Origin of the sequence: Cohnella sp. LGH, from assembly GCF_017671885.1 — a bacterium.
GTDB lineage: Bacteria > Bacillota > Bacilli > Paenibacillales > Paenibacillaceae > Cohnella > Cohnella phaseoli.
Map to the genome: position 1 here is coordinate 1,393,338 of NZ_CP072117.1, position 17,693 is coordinate 1,411,030.

Consider the following 17,693-nt stretch of genomic DNA (forward strand, 5'->3'; position numbering starts at 1 on the left):
TGCTAAGCTTTTCTTTATTTGGCCAGCTTTTGCTGCAGGATTTCGTTTACCTTCTGCATTCTGGACGGGAAGAAGTCGTGCGCGCTGATCTCTTCCTCATAGGCTTTTGCTCCGAAATCTGTGAAAGTTTGCGAGAGTTCTTGGCTCGCGGGGATAAACCTTGCCGGATCGAAACGGGTAATTCCCGGCGTATACTTCAATACCTCTTTATCGAAGCCTTCATATACCTTCGCATTCGCGAACGCTTCAACCAATTCCGGGTCATCGGAGTTCGGGAAGGATCCGCCGAATTCAAACAACGTTTTCTGCCCTTCCTTGGTCGCATCCCAGAATTTGATCAATTCCCAAGCCGCTTCTTTATGCTTACTGGCTTTCGATATCGACATCGGGCTCAACCAGCCGAAATTAACTTGCTTGGCTGTCCCTTTAGGCATAGTCGCAATATCCCATTCGAATGGGAATTGTGCTTTGAAGCCTGGGAGAACAGGGCCGATGGCTGTGAAAAATAACGACTGGCCAATATGGAACGAATTCATCTCGATTTTGACTTCGGCTGCGCGTTTCGTATTTAAGAGGGATCCGTCGTTAACCATCAAGTCATGAAAGAAGTTCAAATCATCCAATACTTCCGGTACGGAACCGTCGGCCAGATTTTTCGAGAAATCCTCATTCATCGCCGCCATGTTAGGCGCATGCCCATTTGCCATCGGCATTGCCATCGATACGAAGTTATACCACCATACGCTGTTCGCTACGCCGAAGTGGCCTGCCCCCGGATTGGTAGCGGCTTTAGCCATCGTTCTGAAGTCTTCCCACGTCCAATCCAGCTTCGGCTTCTCCAGGCCGTACTGCTTCAATAAATCTTTGTTGTAAAGGATGAAGAATCCGTCATTGCCGCGGCTCAGCGCGTACAGCTTGCCGTCTCTCTTGAAGTTGTCCAAATACCCTTCGCGATACGGATAGCTTTGGAATTCCGCATCCTTCTCGGCGTAAGGCGTTAAATCTTCGATTAGCTCCTCTTCAATTGCCCGATCCAGTGAAGTATTCCAGATCACATCGAGCGGTTGTCCTGCCGCAATGCTTTTAATAAGCTCGTCTTCGCCATTCTCGGCATACACGCCCTCTACCGTTATCCAAGGAAATTTCTTGGTGAACGCTTCGAACATTTTAGGCCAATCCTGATTTTCCGGCGGAATGACCCAACCCACTCTCAGCGTAATGGGCTCATGTGATTCAGACGTTGCTTGCGAATCTACCGGACTTGGCTCGGATGACTTGGTCGGTTCCGTCGTACCCGTGCTTTGCTGCGGTTCATTGTTGCTGTTGCATGCCACCATGACCACGGTTAGCAAGCAAATTGTAAGCACTTTCAGAACATTGAATAACCCATACTTCTTCATAGTCAACTCTCCCCTTTTCGTTTGAATTGATCTTACCAAATAACCGAGATTCGTCCTATCATTTATTGATATACGTTGGATATATCCCGCTGCTCATCGGCTGATCCAAAGAGGATATCCGTGAAATAATAATTGCCTCCGGGTGTCTTCGTTTTGGTGAAGGCTACTGGGAGCACGAACAGTTCCAAGGGTTCCTCTCCCTTCTGGACTTGAATGTCCAGTACGTGTTCACCCTCGGCAAGCTCAATCTCGAATAATCTGTGCATATAGCTTCGATGATAGCCTGGGACAAAATCTCTCAGCTCATGATCTTCCAGCACGTTGTTACCATTCAAATGCACTTTAACAGGGAACGGGGTACCCACGATTAACCTGACATTGCGCTTGCGCGGATTGATCAACAGAGTCTGCGCCTTATAAATTCCAGGCTCTTCCGTTCCCAGCAGCTTGGAGAAAGAAAGCAGATTTCCGGGCACGACAGCTTCGATAGCTTGCGTGCTGCTTGGTCCCCATAGCTTCCAATAGCCAGCTGATAGTAAGATAAAGCGGACGGTATGACTATTCCATAGAGAATTGTCGTGCCAACGATGAATATGGAACGAAAGTTCGTAGAACGGCTGTCTATCGCTGCCCGTCTCGATGACCGTTTCCCATTCCAGCTTTTCTCCCGGCTGGAGCTGATAATGGGGGGCTTTTTCCGTACTCCATGAGGACGGAGCTTCTAACGCCAGCTTCCCCTCCCACATTTCCTTCGATTGGTTGCTCAATGTGAGGATCAGTTTTTTCCGCTCCGTCATTCCGACGGTTGGCCCGCCGTGCCCATAATCTATCGAAACTTCCAAGCCTTGATTTAACACGGCTCCTTCCGGAAGCAGGTAACGATTAACGCTCACACTCTGCTCCAGAAGTCCGCGCGGATTATAGTCGCCGATCCATTCGCCAGGGATGCGTATGATATCCTCCTCAACATAAGTAGCACTGCGACTTTCAATCGTAACCGGAATATTCCATATGGCAATGACCTCTTTACTGACTTGAAGCGTACGTCTAGTAAGCTCATCGAGATCGGCGGGAACGGCGAACCCTTTAATCTGCGGGCTAACGACAACACTATGCCCGATCGGTTTGACCCATCGTTCCGGTATGCTTTCAGCTCCGCCAATGATTCCTAGAATCGCGCCTAACGTTGCGGCGGTGCAATCCGTATCATAGCCGCAGTTGGCGGCCTTAAGGATACAATCCCCGAAATCCGTGCCGTAGATCCAGCCAAGAATCGTAAAGGCGACATTCTGGGGGGCATCCGTGAAATTGTAATTCCCATATTTGCCCACGATCATTTCCCGTGCTTCGATCCACGATTTTCCCATTTCCTTGCAATGAAGAATATCCTTAACCGCATTCGCGATCCGGCATTGTTCTGGAATAAAAGATAAGCCGATTTGAATCAGTCGGTCTCTGTCGGATTCGAGAAACGCAGCGCTCTCGATTGCCGCAAAGAACATTTCGCCGTATACGCCCTCACCCCCGGCATGATCGACAATCGCGTCCTGATAAGCGTAATACGCCGCCACTCCCGGGGCCCCGGGCGCCACCATTGCCCATATTTCCGAGCGAATGGGCGATCCCATGCAATCGGTAAACGGATTGTTGAACCATCCGCTTACCGGCGCCTGCAAACCATAGCGCAAGTTCGTGAGGCTATAACCGTACTCGTCAAAGGGGAAGAAAACGTGTTCGACCCATTCCTGTCCCAGTTCCTTTGAAGTGATTCTTGCGCCATACTGCTCCAGCGCATGCAGCCAGACGAGTTGCAAATCGAGATCGTCGTTTGCAGTGGGCTTATCCGGGATTTCAGGATAGAAAGTCAAATTCAGCAATTCCGGCTTTCCCTCGTCATAGCCTCCCAAAGTACCGCCGACATTTTTGCCGAGCCATCCCCCGAATACTTTGCGATAATAATCTTGTTCATTTAATACGCTTTTTTTCAATCCGCTCACCTCCCTATATGTTCACTGTTTACAACTCATCATCACCATCTCGTCGAATGGATTGACTCAACAGGCGACTCTTCTGTAGAATTGTAAGTGTTTTCATTATAGGACTTTCAAGTTCAGAACAACATTGTCTGGATTAATGTTTCCTTGGTGAAGAATGTGTAAAGAGGGAGGGGTCGCGAATGGATTACTTTTCCTTAAATGGACTATCCAGACTAGACGTGAAATGGTCGCGAATGTACAACATTGACCCAAACTTCTTGATACCGCGAGCAAATCCGCACTATGAATTGATCATGGTTGCGGATGGTCCTGTATTCATTCAGGTCGGACAAGAGAAATATACTTTGAACGGCGGGGACTGCCTGCTCTTATTGCCTTGGGAGGAGCATTTTGCCTGGAAGCCCGGAGGCGGAAGCTTCTTCTGGGTTCAATTCACGTCCGATCCGCCTCTTGAATTAATAGATGCCGGTGATAATTTAACCTCGCTGCTTAAGATTTGCCATACGAGTTCAAATTTTTTACGCACTTCCACGAACGAACAGGCAGGGAAACTGATCATTCCCCGTTTTTATACGCCGTTTCGTCGGTATGAATGCATGCATACGTTCGAAATCATGACCAACGAATTCACCAAACCGAAAGGATATTACCATTATCGTTTAAATCGCTGCTTGGCTAAATTAATCGAAATATCCGCTGAAGACTTGCTGGAGAAAGTCATGTCCGACATTAACTTGCCCGCATCCATCGTGACTTTCCAACGGCTCGTGGAAATTTTGAACGAAAGCTACATGCTGGAATGCACCGCCGCGTCGATCGAGAGAATGCTCGACCGGAAATACGAGTATCTCTGCAATATCTTCAAGAAATATTCCGGCATCACGATTAACCTGTATCTGCAACAGCTTCGCATACAACGAGCGAAGTATTTGCTTCGGGAAACCGAGAAGTCCGTGCAGGATATCGCCTTTGAATTAAGCTTCGAGAACCCTCTGTACTTCAGCAAAACATTCAAAAAGCTGGAAGGTTTATCGCCATCGCAATATCGCGCAAACTATCAAACCGTCTTATATGCGACTGATCAGTCCTCCACAAAAACAACGGGGCTGTCTCATAATTAACTTATGAGCAGCCTTTGTTTTATCTCGATTAATGTTATTTTGGGGATGTATCTCCTTCCGGTTGCTGTTGGAATCGTGAAATCGGAATGGGTAAACTCGTAACAAGGAGATTTCACGATTCCAAAGGCAAACGCTCCGCTCCTCCATGAGATACATCCCCCCCCTCCTTTCATCGAGATTAATACCATGGACCAACTTTCCCTGCCAATGGACTTGGAGGAAGACATTCCTCAAAATCACCTCGTTCGTGTTGTAAACGCCGCTGTGAACCGACTCAGCGACAGCATCTTCGCTTCCGCTTATCCAGGTGGAGGACAAGACAGTTACCATCCTAAGATGCTCACCAAGATGGCGGGGAAGAGAACTATGCCTACTTGAAAAGCGAAGAGCTTGAGGCTGTGGTAAAGTACAGCACTTATCACAAGGAAAAATCGAAGAAGTGGCAGAAAGACATCAGTAAGCTGGACAACTGCACAAAAGCACAAGGGAATCGGGAAATCAGCGTCTGTCTGAGGTATTTGCGTTCCAAACAACAGGCACGAGAAAGACTCCGTAGTGAGGAAGGTTATGCATTATCGGTTCAGCGGATGATTGAGCCGGAGAGTGTGTTCGGGCAAATGGGGATTCCGGCGATATCTGCTTCACAGCTTGCCGAAAGTAAGCTTAGAGGTCGGATGGCTTTCACTTGCCCATAACTTGCTCTAGAAGGCCGCAGTAGATCTAAAACAAGAAATAACGGCGCAGGGTTAGCACCCTTAACGCCGTCATTTTTCAATTAGGCACCTTTTTTCAAGCGAGCTGTTCTAAAAGTGAGCTAGAACTTACTTTTGGGACAACTCCGTTCGTTTCAGATTTCACTAATCGAGAATAAAGCCTTTAAAGTCCACTTTTGATGACGATCCCGTGAACACTTCCAAATAATATAAGCCTAAATCCAGTTGATCGATGATCGTCTCCTCACCGTCCAAGCTTCGGTTGTTGCCGTTTATTTTGACATAAGTATCCGGCGAACTTCCTTTATAGGCCCTTAACATCAGCTTCCGTCTGGCGTTAACGAAAACCCATGCGGACATGATGATCCTATCGGTTGTGTCCGCCTTCGTATGTTCCACGTAAACTTTGAAGCTATCCGTCTGCGCCTCGGGTATTGTCAACCAGTCGTCGGGTACGCTGTCTTTGATTTTCTGACTGGAATAATCGATTTTGGTGTACCCGTCCGCGATGATCGTACGAGGGGACAGACAGGAGAACAGAACTTCCGCTTCATACCGATGACCCATGTCTCCGAAGTGCAGCCGGTCCGAAATGATCTTCTGCACGCTGATAGAGGAGTACAGTAGGAAGGATTCCGTATATTTGTTCATATCGACGAGTTGGAGTCCGTACTTCTCCGCTAGCTCCCTCTTCACTTCGTTGGCTATGCTCGCGACATGTTCGCTCGTTCTCATCGGATAGTCGTCCGCATATTCCGTTTTCACCCCTGGTTCGAGTATCGCTTGAGTCGTCAGCAGAAACGGTTGGATGTTCTTCGAGTAGCACCAGTTAATGATTTGTTTGATAGATCCTTTGAACCCGTCTCGATAGGCTTTTTCGTTCGGATAGAGAAGCCGGTCGTTGATGCCAAAACCAATTCCGATCATCCGCGTGTCATGATAAGCGGACGTTTCGCCAAACTGTTCCTCCAATATCGTTACTGCCCAGCTAGCATTCGTTCCGGTAAAACCCGAGTTATAGATGCGCAATACCTCGTTGTTCGTAGCTTGACGAAGCAATTCCTCCAGCTTCTTCGAGAAGGCGTTCGGCGAAGCGCCGTCTACTCCAATCGTATTGGCCACCCATCCCGTCGTATTCGCGCCGTCGACCGTACTATCACCGAAAAAAGCAATCGGGAACTTGCTTCCCTGCAACCATTCCGTCCATGCATCGTTAAACGCACATATTTTTTGCGGGATCCGAGTTTCGTTAGATTGCTCTACTGGGTTTGTCTGCAAGGCTGTACCTCCCAAAATTGTTGTTTATAGTTGATCTTGTTTTTATCCTATCAGCTTTTGGAAGGATTAAAAATGAACTGGGTTAAGATTTACGTGCCGGAAAATCATAGAAAGTACGCTACACGAGTAGAGCGACCAACACGGTTTCAGCCGGACATGGTTTCTAATATAGTCTTTTTGTATAACTTTCTTCCAGCGCTTCCGATACTTCTTCTTCTGTTTTTCCTAGCTTACTGGCATGTTTAGAAATAATTAATGCTGGATTCGGAAGTTTCGGCTTTTCTATCCACGAATCATGATCCCATAAACGAGACCTTTTAAATGCTTTGGCACAGTGCATATAGCATTCTTCAACTACAACTCCAATACCAAGTAATGGAGGCTTTTCGTTAACTTTCATCATGTTTAATATATCTTCATTTTTTATTATTCGCGCTTCACCGTTTACTCTCAATGTCTCTTCTAACCCGGGAATAATAAAAATCAGTCCTATCTTTGGATTTTTTAAGATATTTCTCATCGAGTCTATCCTTCGGTTGCCAGGTCTTTCAGGGATAACAAGCCTTTTATCGTCTAATATTTGAACAAATCCCGGAGCATCTCCGCGAGGTGAAACATCACAAAGTCCATTATTATCTGAAGTAGAAATAAATATCATAGGTGAAAGGGATATAAATTCCTTGCAATGTATATCCAGATAATTAATTGACTTATTATTTACCAGCTCACTTGAATATCCAATCATTTTCCTTATTTCTTCTTCTGAAGACACTATATCTAAAAAGTCAGTCATTAATAGCCCTCCTTGAAATGTATATTCATTTGGCAACATCCTTTAGTTTTATTTGCTCTTCGGTAATTCAAATCATACCACCTTGATTCACAATCAAATTTCAGAGTTAGCCAACACAATAATACCCATAGTTATTAATATTGATGCAATTATTCTACTTTGTCCTTGCTTTTCCTTAAGTAAAAATACACCAAATATCGTCCCAAAAACTGTTCCTATTTCCCTCATTGGAGCTAATTGGGATACAGGCATTATATTAAGAGCCATCAGGAATAGGATATATCCACCAGGAGCTAAAATTCCGCCTAGAATAATTGTTCTCGAATTGATCTTCCATTCTGTTTGTAATGCCCCAGATCGAAATGCAATCCATGATAATGCAATCAGATTTCCAATATTCGTTGCTTCATTCAAAGTTATTGGGGGTAAGTATTTCAAAGTTAATTTGTCTATAATTGTATAACTGACGATCATGATCCCGACGGATATAGAGGCTAATGTAGCCTTATTGAGAACTACCAATCTCCCAGTTTGAAATCCATTTACGAGGAATATCCCGATAATGATTAGTGTAATCCCAATCCAACCTATCCATTGTAATTGCTCTTTTAATAGTAATACTCCTATGATAGGAACCAGTAATGGACTTATCCCTCTCATTATCGGATATGCTTGTGATAAATCACTTACAGAATATGTATAAGCGAGCAAAAGAACATACAATCCGTGAAGTGCCATACTTGCTAAAATCAATAACCACCCTGTAAGAGGTATGAAATCAATATTTGAATGGGCAATTTCATATAATGTTAACGGTAGGAATACTAATATTGCCATCCATTGGCAAAACCATAGAAATACTACTTTATTAACACTACGCTTAGTAAATAAATTCCAGATAGAATGGATCAGGCCTGATAAAATGACTAAAGTAATCGCAATGTACAAGTTACTCCTCCGATAAATGTTATGAGATGCTGGCAGCTTTTTCGAAAGACAACAGCCGTTGAACCTATAAGATCAATTCTTTAGATTAATGGCCCTATTTGATTTACGATTCGAAATCGAAGCTCACTATATAATTGGGACCAATTGTCATTGTAAGGCTCAGTAATTACAGTTTCCTTCAACGTTGAAATCACCATCCAATAAAAAGCCGATCTTCGGCGTAAATATTATGTTAGCTGAAGTTAATTCAGCGAGTTAGCTCACTAATCGCACTTTGTCCTTTAGCTCTTCATACGCTTCTTTTAGCCAAGGATGTATTACCTTCAAGGTTTCCTTGCGTTCCCATAAAAAATTGATATATGCAAATGCCCCGTGTGTTATTGATTTCTGTAAATTTCTATTAAGTTCGTTTATGTAAGGTGGCTTCCCTTGCTGGTCCCATGAGATCTTGTCAGCAACAAATAATACTTGATCAAGTAATGTAGAATTAGATCTCAAAGTTGTGTGGCAGCCGACAGCATCTAATATTTCCTGATTGTTGATATTAAATATATCTCTTGCCATTACTCTCGATATTTTCTGATGAATAATCATTGGGAAGACTTCTTCTTCAGGCAATACATCAATCTGTAATTGTCTTGCTACATCTATTCTCTCATTACTTGGAAATACGGCACTGATATCATGTAACCAACCTGCAGTCTCAGCTGCTGTAGGATCGGAATTATACATTAAAGCAATTATTCTTGATTCAGCGCCAACTTCAATGCAATGAATTGCCGTATCTGAGCATTGATTCGCCTCTAAGAACAAACGTATATCTGTCTTCAAATCACCCGTAAAAACAATATGATCCGTCAAGGGTTTAAAAATAGAATGCATTAATGTATCCCTCCCCCAAAATAATGATCACTTTCACTTGTTACTCCATTTCACTTTATTGATCTCTTCTTTTAAGAGGAAGTTTTCTTCTTTACAATTTATCATTCCAATAATTCACATCCCCCGTTTCATACAGCTTTTCTCATCTTTATTAAATGTCTGAATAGTTACTGGTGTGTGAACCGATTCATCCGTTAATATATACCAAAAAGAGAGTGACCCGGCCCTGATAATATTTGCACTTTGGTTCCTTTCACTCACAATTATGATTTGAGTAGTGTCCTGATTATGAACCGTTCCAAATAGCAAATGAATATCTTCATTTGGCTGGCTCACTCCTTGCCAACTTATTTCCTTTTCTGTTATTAGTGGAGTCTTGTTTACATAGCTTTCTAATTTGAATCCTATTAATTTTCTTTCTAATGAGACTACTGCTAGTTCATTATTTAACGTTGTATAAAACGATAAGGTATGCTTTTTGTCTACATGAACATGTAACATCTCACTAAAACTCGAATCAATTTTTCTCATTGAAGATTCTACTTGGTAATAAGTTGATCGAGCATGCTGTATCCATATGTAAGAAAAAAATATTATGGTAATAATTAATAGAAGAAATAATAAGTACTGATACTTAGAACTCTTTATTGTTACCTCACTCCCTTTTTCAAATATCTCTCCTGGCAGATTTTAAATGTATTGCTTTCTCCGAATCCACGCTCGAATTTTAAAAATCACATTCATCAGTAGTATTTGTCAATTCCGACCATCTTGCCGATAACAATTTGGCGTAATCAATGGAAAAAACACCATAATGACCTAATGCATAACCATCATTAACTTCAATTAAAAGAGTTTCACCTTTATCAGTTAATCCGATATCTACTGCATATCCTTTTGGGGCAGTCTTGAATTGATTAACGATATCCTGAACTATTCGAGGATCAAAATGCAATCGCCAATCCCCGCGATACCTACGAACATCCAAAATATTTCCGAATCTTACGAAACATCTCCACTCAGCGATGAATTTTACCACTTCAGAGCAAAAAATTTCAGTGTCTTCATCCTCAGTCCCACCACAGCCCATTAAGTCCTTTGTGTTTGTCACCACAACACCAGTGAACTTCTTGTCCTCAACTGGCTTGATAAATACATTCCAGTTCTCCGGATTATTAGCAACGACACTAAGTCTGGATTTCCAGACTTTCCTCCCCAAATAAGATGTTAGCTCTTCAGGATAGTCAAGTTCGGGTGCGACGATTTCGTATTTGCGAAGCATATCTCTAACATCGTCCACATAACCAACAACGATATCCTCCTTCTGATGATCCGACAACTCATTGATATTTTGAAAGTAGCGAATTTCAAACCCCATCTGCTTGAATCCATCATAAGCAGCATAAAAATTATGATTTGCGATTTGATTGTCTGTTCCCTGTCTCAAATAAATCTTCAAAAAAAGCCCCTCCCTTGGTTGCTAACCTCATCTTCTCTATTTTCAGTTGCTTTTCAAATCATCTGGATATAAATTTTCTAAATAAAATTGCCAATTTGGATCATCCCCAATTGAGATTACACATTTGAGCTTTTTGTATTTCGATAGCACTTTATTGAGCATATTAAAAAGTAAATCTTTTTGTTTTGTATAGTAGTAGAAAGATTTAGAGTCTGCATAAGTTATGGCGCCAACAACAAAATCAAGATCTGTCAAATGACTGTCAATTTCATCTTCAACTTTACCAACAAGTTCATTATCTAATTTCTTTGAAAAAAAACTTCTTGATTTAATATTTACTTCTAATAATGTTACTGCATCATTGATCGGAACATCTTCAATTATTCCTACATCTACTCTTATCAAAGTTTTAGATTTAGATAGATATACTTTCCATTGATCGGACAAATGAATTCTCCTTCCAAATTTCCTGACTCTCTTAATTGAATTGCAACTCCTAGCTCTTCCATGATTATACATCTGACTAACATTGGACGAAAGCCCCGTCGCGTGTATGCAATGTGTTATTAGTAGTCAAAGCTGAGCTGCGATTGAAGAAGGCATATATCGTCTGGCAGAGATACTTTCATTAAGCAATTAGCCCTGCCTATAAATAGGCTTTAATCGGGTCCGGATGTTTCTTTTCATTATTTATTTAACTTTCTGATCGCGCAGGAAACAAAGGCAAACAAACGCAGCCACTGCAAGTACTCCGCATACAGCTAAAGAGACGGCAAACGCTCTTGCATAGTCCGACAAATCAGCACTTCCCAAAGGCTGTCGCAATGAAGCGGAAAACAAAATACCGATCAACGCCACTCCGAGCGAATTGGACAAATACATAAACGTATTAAACAAACCCGAGCCTGTTCCTGCATCCTTGTACGGAACCGTGCCCAGTACGACTCGAGTAAGAGGAGTTGTGACAAGACCAAGCCCCAAGCCGTACACAAGCAGAAGCACAATGTATTGAATACTCAATAGATGTACCGAATCAATATGAAGCAACCAAATAAATAAGAAAAAACATATCCCCGATACCAAAGCCCCTATTTTCAGCACAATCATTCCCCACCTGTTTATCATTCGCGATGACAGTAGGGAAGTCAGGAAAAAGCCGCCGCCCAGAGGCAGAAAAACGAGACTCGTCCCTTGTGCATCAAAGTGCAGGCCGAACTGCAAATAATAGGTTAAGAGAAAAAAGAAGGAGAACATACTGAAATAGGTCAAAACGGCCGAAATCATCCCTATCCCGAATAAACGCCGTTTGAAAATGGTTAAATCAACAAGCGCGGTCCCCTCCCCTTTTTGTTTGCGAATCTCAAATGCGATAAAGGCGGACAACAATAAAAGCGATAGGATCAGACAGCCCCATATCCAAAACGGCCAGCCCTGTTTTTGCCCTTCGGACAATGGATAAACGAGCAGAAATAATCCTCCTATAATTAATAAGGTGCCGATCCAATCGATTTTTTGCGCCCTTCCGCCGCTCGACTCCGACAGAAGCGGCAAACACAGAAGGACAAGGATGCCGAAGGGGACATTGAAGAAAAAAACGGTCCGCCAACCAAGATCGTACACGTTCCAATTGACGAGAATTCCTCCCAGGATGAGACCGAATGCGAACCCGAATCCCATCAAAGCGCCGTAAATACTGAATACAAGCCCCTTTTCCCGCGGCAGAAAATTAACCTGCATCATGGATAACACCTGGGGCTGGATAAGTGCCGCGGCGAGCCCTTGTACAATCCGAAAGACAATCAGCAAAGTTGGGTTCGAGGTCAATCCAGCGAGCATGGCCATAATCGTAAATCCGCTCACACCGATAAGCAGCAGCCGTTTTCTCCCGTAGATGTCGCCAAGTTTCCCGCCGACAATAAGCGCTACAGCCAAACTGAGAGAAAAGCCGGCGACGATTAGCTGTGCATCGGAAAAACTGGCATTCAAGCTATCTTGTATAGACGGGAGTGCGACCTGAATCATATAGGTGTTCAAGGAATTAAGCAGTACGGGCAGAAGAATAACCGCCAGCGCGTACCAACGCCGCGGATCAACCTGCAGCTGAAGTTTATCGTCTGCTTGCAATGTAATTGATGGATGATTTGCCAAATTGTATTCCCTCCTCAAATGCCCACCGTATATTCAATCCGGCAAGTATCATTATCATTCACCTTGATTTTTTTCTCTACCTGCTGAGGGAGACCGATTCCCTGCTAAGGGAGAAAACTTCAAATCCCTATTGATGGAGCTTGCTTGAATGTAAATTGCGGGATACAGTAGAATTCAATTATGTAGTTGCCAAGGAGGTGATTTTGCGATGTTATTAAATATCACTACGATTCATGAATTATTTGATCAATTTACGAGAATGGTCGAGGGACACGTTCAACAAAGCAATCAGGAGCAACGGCTTACCATTCCCGCTCATATAGGCAAAGGATTCATGACCAGGACGCGAATTCGTCCGGGTATGGAAATCATGATTACGGACATTACGTTCGAAGAAGATATGAAGCTTCAGCTTCAGGAATCCTGCCAGCTGTTTGAATTGAGTTATTGCGTAAGCGGGGAAATGAATTACGAATGGAACGGCAAAAGGAGTCTTACAAGTTCAAAAACAGGCAATGTTACTTTTCTGGAAGATGTTCGGGTTTATGAGGAGAAGAAAGCAGGCATCCGGAATCAAATGGTGGAAATCAGGCTGACCCCGGACGAGCTGCTGTATTATGCAGGGGATTTGACGGAGAAACAAAAGATGGAAACCTGGCTTAACCATTATCGCGGAAATATCGATCATTACCCGGACACTCCAGCCATCCAAAAATGCGTTTCGGACATGATGAATTGCACGCATCTGGGAACGATGAAACGGCTATATCTGGAAAGCAAAGCGCTTGAATTTATTGCCTTGTTTGGCGAATCGGACGAATACGGGACTGTTGGCGGAAGCATGACGCTTCGCCATGACGATAGGGCCAAATTGCGGCAAACCCGCGAATTAGTGCAGCATCATTTCGAACAACCGTTATCGATCAGGGAGTTGTCCAGGCGGGTTGGCATGAATGAATTCAAGCTAAAAAAAGGGTTTCGCGAATTGTTTGGGATGACGATCTTCGAGCTTGTACGTCAAAAAAGGATGGAGAAGGCCCTCGCGTATATAGAAGCAGAACGATTGAACATCGGCGAAATCGCAGCTTCGGTCGGTTATAGCAACGCCAGCAATTTCACAACGACCTTTCGCAAGCAATATGGCTGCAATCCAAGCGAATACGTAAAACGAATTAATCGAGCGCAAGCTCCAGCAACACTTTCGTAATCGTCGTCTTCGTGATTCTGCCGATTACTTCCAACTTGTGCGGATCGCCCGGAACGCTTGCCGCGTTCACGACAGGCAAGCTGTCCACCTCGTAGGAAATCATTTTGCTGGCGGCGGCGAGCAGCCGATCGTCGGGCATGATCGTGTGAATATTGGGCTGGCGGGTCATAACAAGGCTGATCGGCATCGAAGCCGCGGCAGCGTTGCCGATCGTGATCCGCAGCAAGTCCTTGCGGGATACGACGCCGGCTAGGCAGCCCGCCGCATCGATCACGAACAGGGTGCCGACATCCTCCAGGAACAGCGAGACGACCGCGTCTCCGACTGTCGCGGTCTCGGGGATAACAACGGGCGCGGACTGATAGTCCCCTACCCGCATCTCAAACAGGCGTTCCAACGACGCCCCTTTCTTATGTACAAAACCGCTGCCCAAGGTGTAACCCACCTTGGGCTTGGCTTCTAAATATTCGAGCATGACCAGCATAGCCAAATCCGAACGGATCATGGGCCTCGTCAAGTTGAGCCGCTCGGCGATCTGCTCGCCGGAAATCGGCTGATCTTCCTCGACGATCTTCAATATTTGCTGTTGGCGGGATGTCAGTTCGATGGCGATTGCCCCCTCGTCTAACCTTCATCCCTATATTCTATCAAACCGCGGGCAACGATGAAACCGAGCTGGATGATTTCACCTCGTCTCCTTGCGGACGGCCATACGCGATCGCCGCCTGAGCCGCCGCAATACGCGCCATCGGCAAGCGGAACGGCGAACAGCTCACGTAGTTCAGTCCGACGCGGTGGCAGAAGAAAATCGATTCCTTGTCTCCGCCGTGCTCTCCGCATATTCCCGTTTTGAGCTCGGGCTTCTCCGCTCTGCCGGAGGAGACGCCCCATTCGATCAGCTTTCCTACGCCGTCGGTATCCAGCGATTGGAACGGATTGACCTGCAGCAGCTTGTGATCCAGATAATGCGTAAGGAACTTCCCTTCCGCATCGTCGCGGCTGTATCCATAAGTCATCTGAGTGAGATCGTTCGTGCCAAAGGAGAAGAAATCCGCATACCGGGCAATTTGACCGGCGGTCAGCGCCGCCCGCGGAACTTCGATCATCGTTCCTACCTTGTACGCGGCTTCTATTCCGCCCTCTTCTTCCTTCACGCGCCTAGCCGCATGATCGATACGATTGCGAAGAGTCTCCAGTTCGTTCACATGGCCGACCAACGGAACCATGATTTCCAATTCGACCGAAATTCCGCGTTCCCTGCAGCGAGAAGCGGCTCTGAAGATCGCCTCCGCCTGCATATCGTATATTTCCGGATGCACGAGACCGAGCCGGCACCCCCGCAAACCGAGCATCGGATTCACTTCGGCCAATGACCTGACTTTACGAAGCGTTGCTTCAATCGCCTTTTTCTCGGCTTTCTCGGCTTCGCCGGGCTCGATCGTATCCGCCAGTTCCTCCAGCCGTTTCAGCAGCTCCTTCTCCTGCGGAAGAAACTCGTGAAGCGGAGGATCAAGCAGCCGAATCGTTACCGGCAGTCCGTTCATCTGCTCGAACATTCCCTCGAAGTCCGATTGCTGCATAGGAAGAAGCTGAGCCAACGCCTTATTGCGCTCCGCGTCGTCGTCCGCCACGATCATCCGCTGCACGACCGGAAGACGGTCCGGCGCAAAAAACATATGCTCCGTCCGGCAGAGGCCGATGCCTTGCGCTCCGAACTGCCTGCCCGTCCGGGCATCGTCGGGGTTGTCGGCATTCGCGCGCACTTCCAACGTGCGTATCGCATCCGCCCAGCCCAACAGCTCCGACAGCTGCTCGGTCATCTTAGGTTCGCGAAGCGGGACCTCTCCGACGATTACGCGGCCGCTGGCGCCGTCGATCGTTAGCAGATCTCCTTCCTTGACCGTTCGAGAGCCTACGATCATCTGCCCGTGCTCCTCGTCGATGTCGAGGCTCTCGCATCCGCATACGCACGGCTTGCCCATGCCTCTGGCGACTACGGCGGCATGGCTGGTCATGCCTCCCCTGCTTGTAACCACACCTTCAGATACCAGTACGCCATGTATGTCTTCCGGCGTCGTTTCGGGACGAACGAGCAGCACCTTGATCCCGTCTCTGCTCCACCGCGCCGCGGTGTCCGCATCGAAAGCCGCCCGCCCCGATGCGGCTCCGGGAGAAGCGGGCAGTCCCGTAGCCAGCACGTCAGCGACCGCGCTCTCGTCGATGCCGCGGTGCAGGAGCTGGTCGAGGTGGGACGCCTCGATTCTTTGGAGAGCCTCTTCCTTTGTTATGACGCCCTCCTTGACCAAATCCACCGCGACTTTGACAGCTGCCTGGGCGTTCCTCTTGCCGTTTCTCGTCTGAAGGATATAGAGCTTGCCTTTCTCGACTGTGAATTCGATATCCTGCATGTCCCTATAGTGCTGCTCCAGCCGCTTCGCCACCCGCAGTAGCTCTTCGTATGTAGCCGGCATGTCGTTGCGCAGCGAAGCGACAGGCTGGGGCGTTCTCGAACCTGCGACCACGTCTTCGCCTTGAGCGTCGATTAAATATTCCCCATACAGTTCCTTCTCTCCGGTGGACGGATTTCTCGTAAACACGACTCCGGTGCCGCAGTCGCTTCCCAGATTGCCGAACACCATGCTCTGAATGTTAACGGCCGTTCCCTGTTCGTCGGGAATTCGGTTTAATTGACGGTAGAACTTCGCCCGAGGATTAAGCCACGAGCTGAAAACCGCCTGGATCGCCAGACGAAGCTGTTCATGAACATCCTCGGGGAACGGCCGACCGGCTCGGGCAACAATGCACCTCTTGTACTCCTCGATTAATTCGCACAGCCCATCCTCCGACAACTGCTGGTCCGTCTCCGCTCCGCGCGCCGACTTAACCCGGCTTAGTATTTTCTCGAAACGGAACCCCTCGATCCCCAGCACAACCTCGCCAAACATCTGCAGCAGCCTGCGGTAGCAATCGTAGGCGAATCTAGCATTGCCGGTCTGCCGAGCCAATCCTTGCACCGTCTCGTCGTTGAGCCCCAAGTTAAGCAGCGTATCCATCATTCCCGGCATCGAGGTGACGGAACCCGAGCGGACAGAGACGAGCAGCGGATTGTCCGCGTTGCCCAGTCTCTGTCCTTTGCGTTCCTCCAGTCTCATCAGTGCGGACTGCGTCTCCTGCCACAGCTCCTCCGACAGTCCTTCGTTCTCTTGAAAATAAGACAGACATGCGGCCGTTGAAATGGTAAAGCCGGGAGGCACCTGAAGCCCCGCGCGCGTCATCTCGGCGAGATGGGCCCCTTTGCCCCCCAGAACGCTTTTCATGCTTGCATTGCCTTCATGAAAATCAAACACTTGCTTAACGCTCATACCCGTTCCCCTTCCGATTCTCGCCTTGACATTCCTCGCTATCGCATACGCCGTAGAGCTTCTTGAATCCGTTCGTCGGCAACGTGCCGATCATCGACGAACAATATTTACACAGTACGATTCCAAGTTCATTAGAAGTTACACTTGAAGATATTGTGTCATCATAATTGACCATTCCCGACATTAATACCACCTCATTGAATGTAATGTATTTTCAATATAAGTCACCAATCGAATTTAATCAATATATAATACTCATATTATTGTTCTAATTTCGTTATTTACGACTCATATTGAATAATCCATCTGATGAGTCAGCAATTGCGCAGAACAAAGTTGAAATCAACTTAGTTATAAGCGCGGTTGGTCGGTCTGAAACGAAATC

The 17,693-nt window shown here is 46.1% G+C and carries 15 protein-coding genes; 3 read left to right on the forward strand and 12 right to left on the reverse strand.

Translation table 11 applies throughout. The annotated features are described in order from the left end of the window. Positions 1-14: 14 nt before the first annotated feature. Both J4772_RS05475 and J4772_RS05480 read right to left on the reverse strand, forming a co-directional pair. Positions 15-1,400 (reverse strand): ABC transporter substrate-binding protein, encoded by a 1,386-nt coding sequence (locus J4772_RS05475; RefSeq protein WP_209074458.1) that lies wholly within the window; start codon positions 1,398-1,400, stop codon positions 15-17. A 62-nt stretch (positions 1,401-1,462) separates the two neighbouring features. Then, positions 1,463-3,388 (reverse strand): ADP-ribosylglycohydrolase family protein, encoded by a 1,926-nt coding sequence (locus J4772_RS05480; RefSeq protein WP_209074459.1) that lies wholly within the window; start codon positions 3,386-3,388, stop codon positions 1,463-1,465. A 188-nt stretch (positions 3,389-3,576) separates the two neighbouring features. On the opposite strand from J4772_RS05480, the gene J4772_RS05485 reads away from it, so the two are divergent. Both J4772_RS05485 and J4772_RS05490 read left to right on the forward strand, forming a co-directional pair. Continuing rightward, entirely contained in the window at positions 3,577-4,518 is a 942-nt protein-coding gene (locus J4772_RS05485; protein WP_209074460.1) for an AraC family transcriptional regulator, read from the forward strand. A gap of 374 nt (positions 4,519-4,892) precedes the next feature. After that, a complete protein-coding gene (locus tag J4772_RS05490) occupies positions 4,893-5,213 on the forward strand; it encodes a transposase (protein ID WP_247741028.1) in 321 nt (106 codons plus the stop codon). Between the two features lie 162 nt (positions 5,214-5,375). Here the strand turns inward: J4772_RS05490 and J4772_RS05495 are convergent, their stop codons facing one another. The 8 genes from J4772_RS05495 to J4772_RS05530 form a co-directional block, all read right to left on the reverse strand. Beyond that, on the reverse strand, positions 5,376-6,509 hold the full coding sequence (locus J4772_RS05495; RefSeq protein WP_209074461.1) for an SGNH/GDSL hydrolase family protein: 1,134 nt from the start codon (positions 6,507-6,509) through the stop codon (positions 5,376-5,378). Positions 6,510-6,672: 163 nt separating this feature from the next. Next, positions 6,673-7,302: an MSMEG_1061 family FMN-dependent PPOX-type flavoprotein gene (locus J4772_RS05500; RefSeq protein ID WP_209074462.1), complete on the reverse strand. Its 630-nt coding sequence runs from the start codon at positions 7,300-7,302 to the stop codon at positions 6,673-6,675. A gap of 93 nt (positions 7,303-7,395) precedes the next feature. After that, positions 7,396-8,250: a DMT family transporter gene (locus J4772_RS05505; protein WP_209074463.1), complete on the reverse strand. Its 855-nt coding sequence runs from the start codon at positions 8,248-8,250 to the stop codon at positions 7,396-7,398. Between the two features lie 255 nt (positions 8,251-8,505). Further along, a complete protein-coding gene (locus J4772_RS05510) occupies positions 8,506-9,132 on the reverse strand; it encodes an HD domain-containing protein (protein ID WP_209074464.1) in 627 nt (208 codons plus the stop codon). 114 nt (positions 9,133-9,246) lie between these two features. Then, complete coding sequence (locus tag J4772_RS05515) at positions 9,247-9,663, reverse strand: hypothetical protein (protein ID WP_209074465.1); 417 nt, start codon at positions 9,661-9,663, stop codon at positions 9,247-9,249. Between the two features lie 196 nt (positions 9,664-9,859). Beyond that, positions 9,860-10,591 carry an ATP-grasp domain-containing protein gene (locus tag J4772_RS05520; protein ID WP_209074466.1) on the reverse strand — a complete coding sequence of 244 codons (732 nt, stop codon included), beginning with the start codon at positions 10,589-10,591 and terminating at the stop codon, positions 9,860-9,862. Between the two features lie 42 nt (positions 10,592-10,633). Further along, positions 10,634-11,038 (reverse strand): DUF695 domain-containing protein, encoded by a 405-nt coding sequence (locus J4772_RS05525; protein ID WP_209074467.1) that lies wholly within the window; start codon positions 11,036-11,038, stop codon positions 10,634-10,636. Positions 11,039-11,281: 243 nt separating this feature from the next. Beyond that, positions 11,282-12,739, reverse strand: coding sequence for an MFS transporter (locus J4772_RS05530; protein WP_209074468.1), 1,458 nt, complete (start codon positions 12,737-12,739; stop codon positions 11,282-11,284). A 208-nt stretch (positions 12,740-12,947) separates the two neighbouring features. On the opposite strand from J4772_RS05530, the gene J4772_RS05535 reads away from it, so the two are divergent. Continuing rightward, complete coding sequence (locus J4772_RS05535) at positions 12,948-13,946, forward strand: helix-turn-helix transcriptional regulator (RefSeq protein WP_209074469.1); 999 nt, start codon at positions 12,948-12,950, stop codon at positions 13,944-13,946. On the opposite strand, the gene J4772_RS05540 is transcribed toward J4772_RS05535, so the two are convergent. Continuing rightward, positions 13,912-14,559, reverse strand: coding sequence for a helix-turn-helix transcriptional regulator (locus J4772_RS05540; RefSeq protein WP_209076972.1), 648 nt, complete (start codon positions 14,557-14,559; stop codon positions 13,912-13,914). The genes J4772_RS05535 and J4772_RS05540 overlap by 35 nt on opposite strands. 34 nt (positions 14,560-14,593) lie before the next feature. Then, complete coding sequence (ppdK, locus tag J4772_RS05545; protein WP_209074470.1) at positions 14,594-17,308, reverse strand: pyruvate, phosphate dikinase; 2,715 nt, start codon at positions 17,306-17,308, stop codon at positions 14,594-14,596. Positions 17,309-17,693 lie beyond the last annotated feature (385 nt).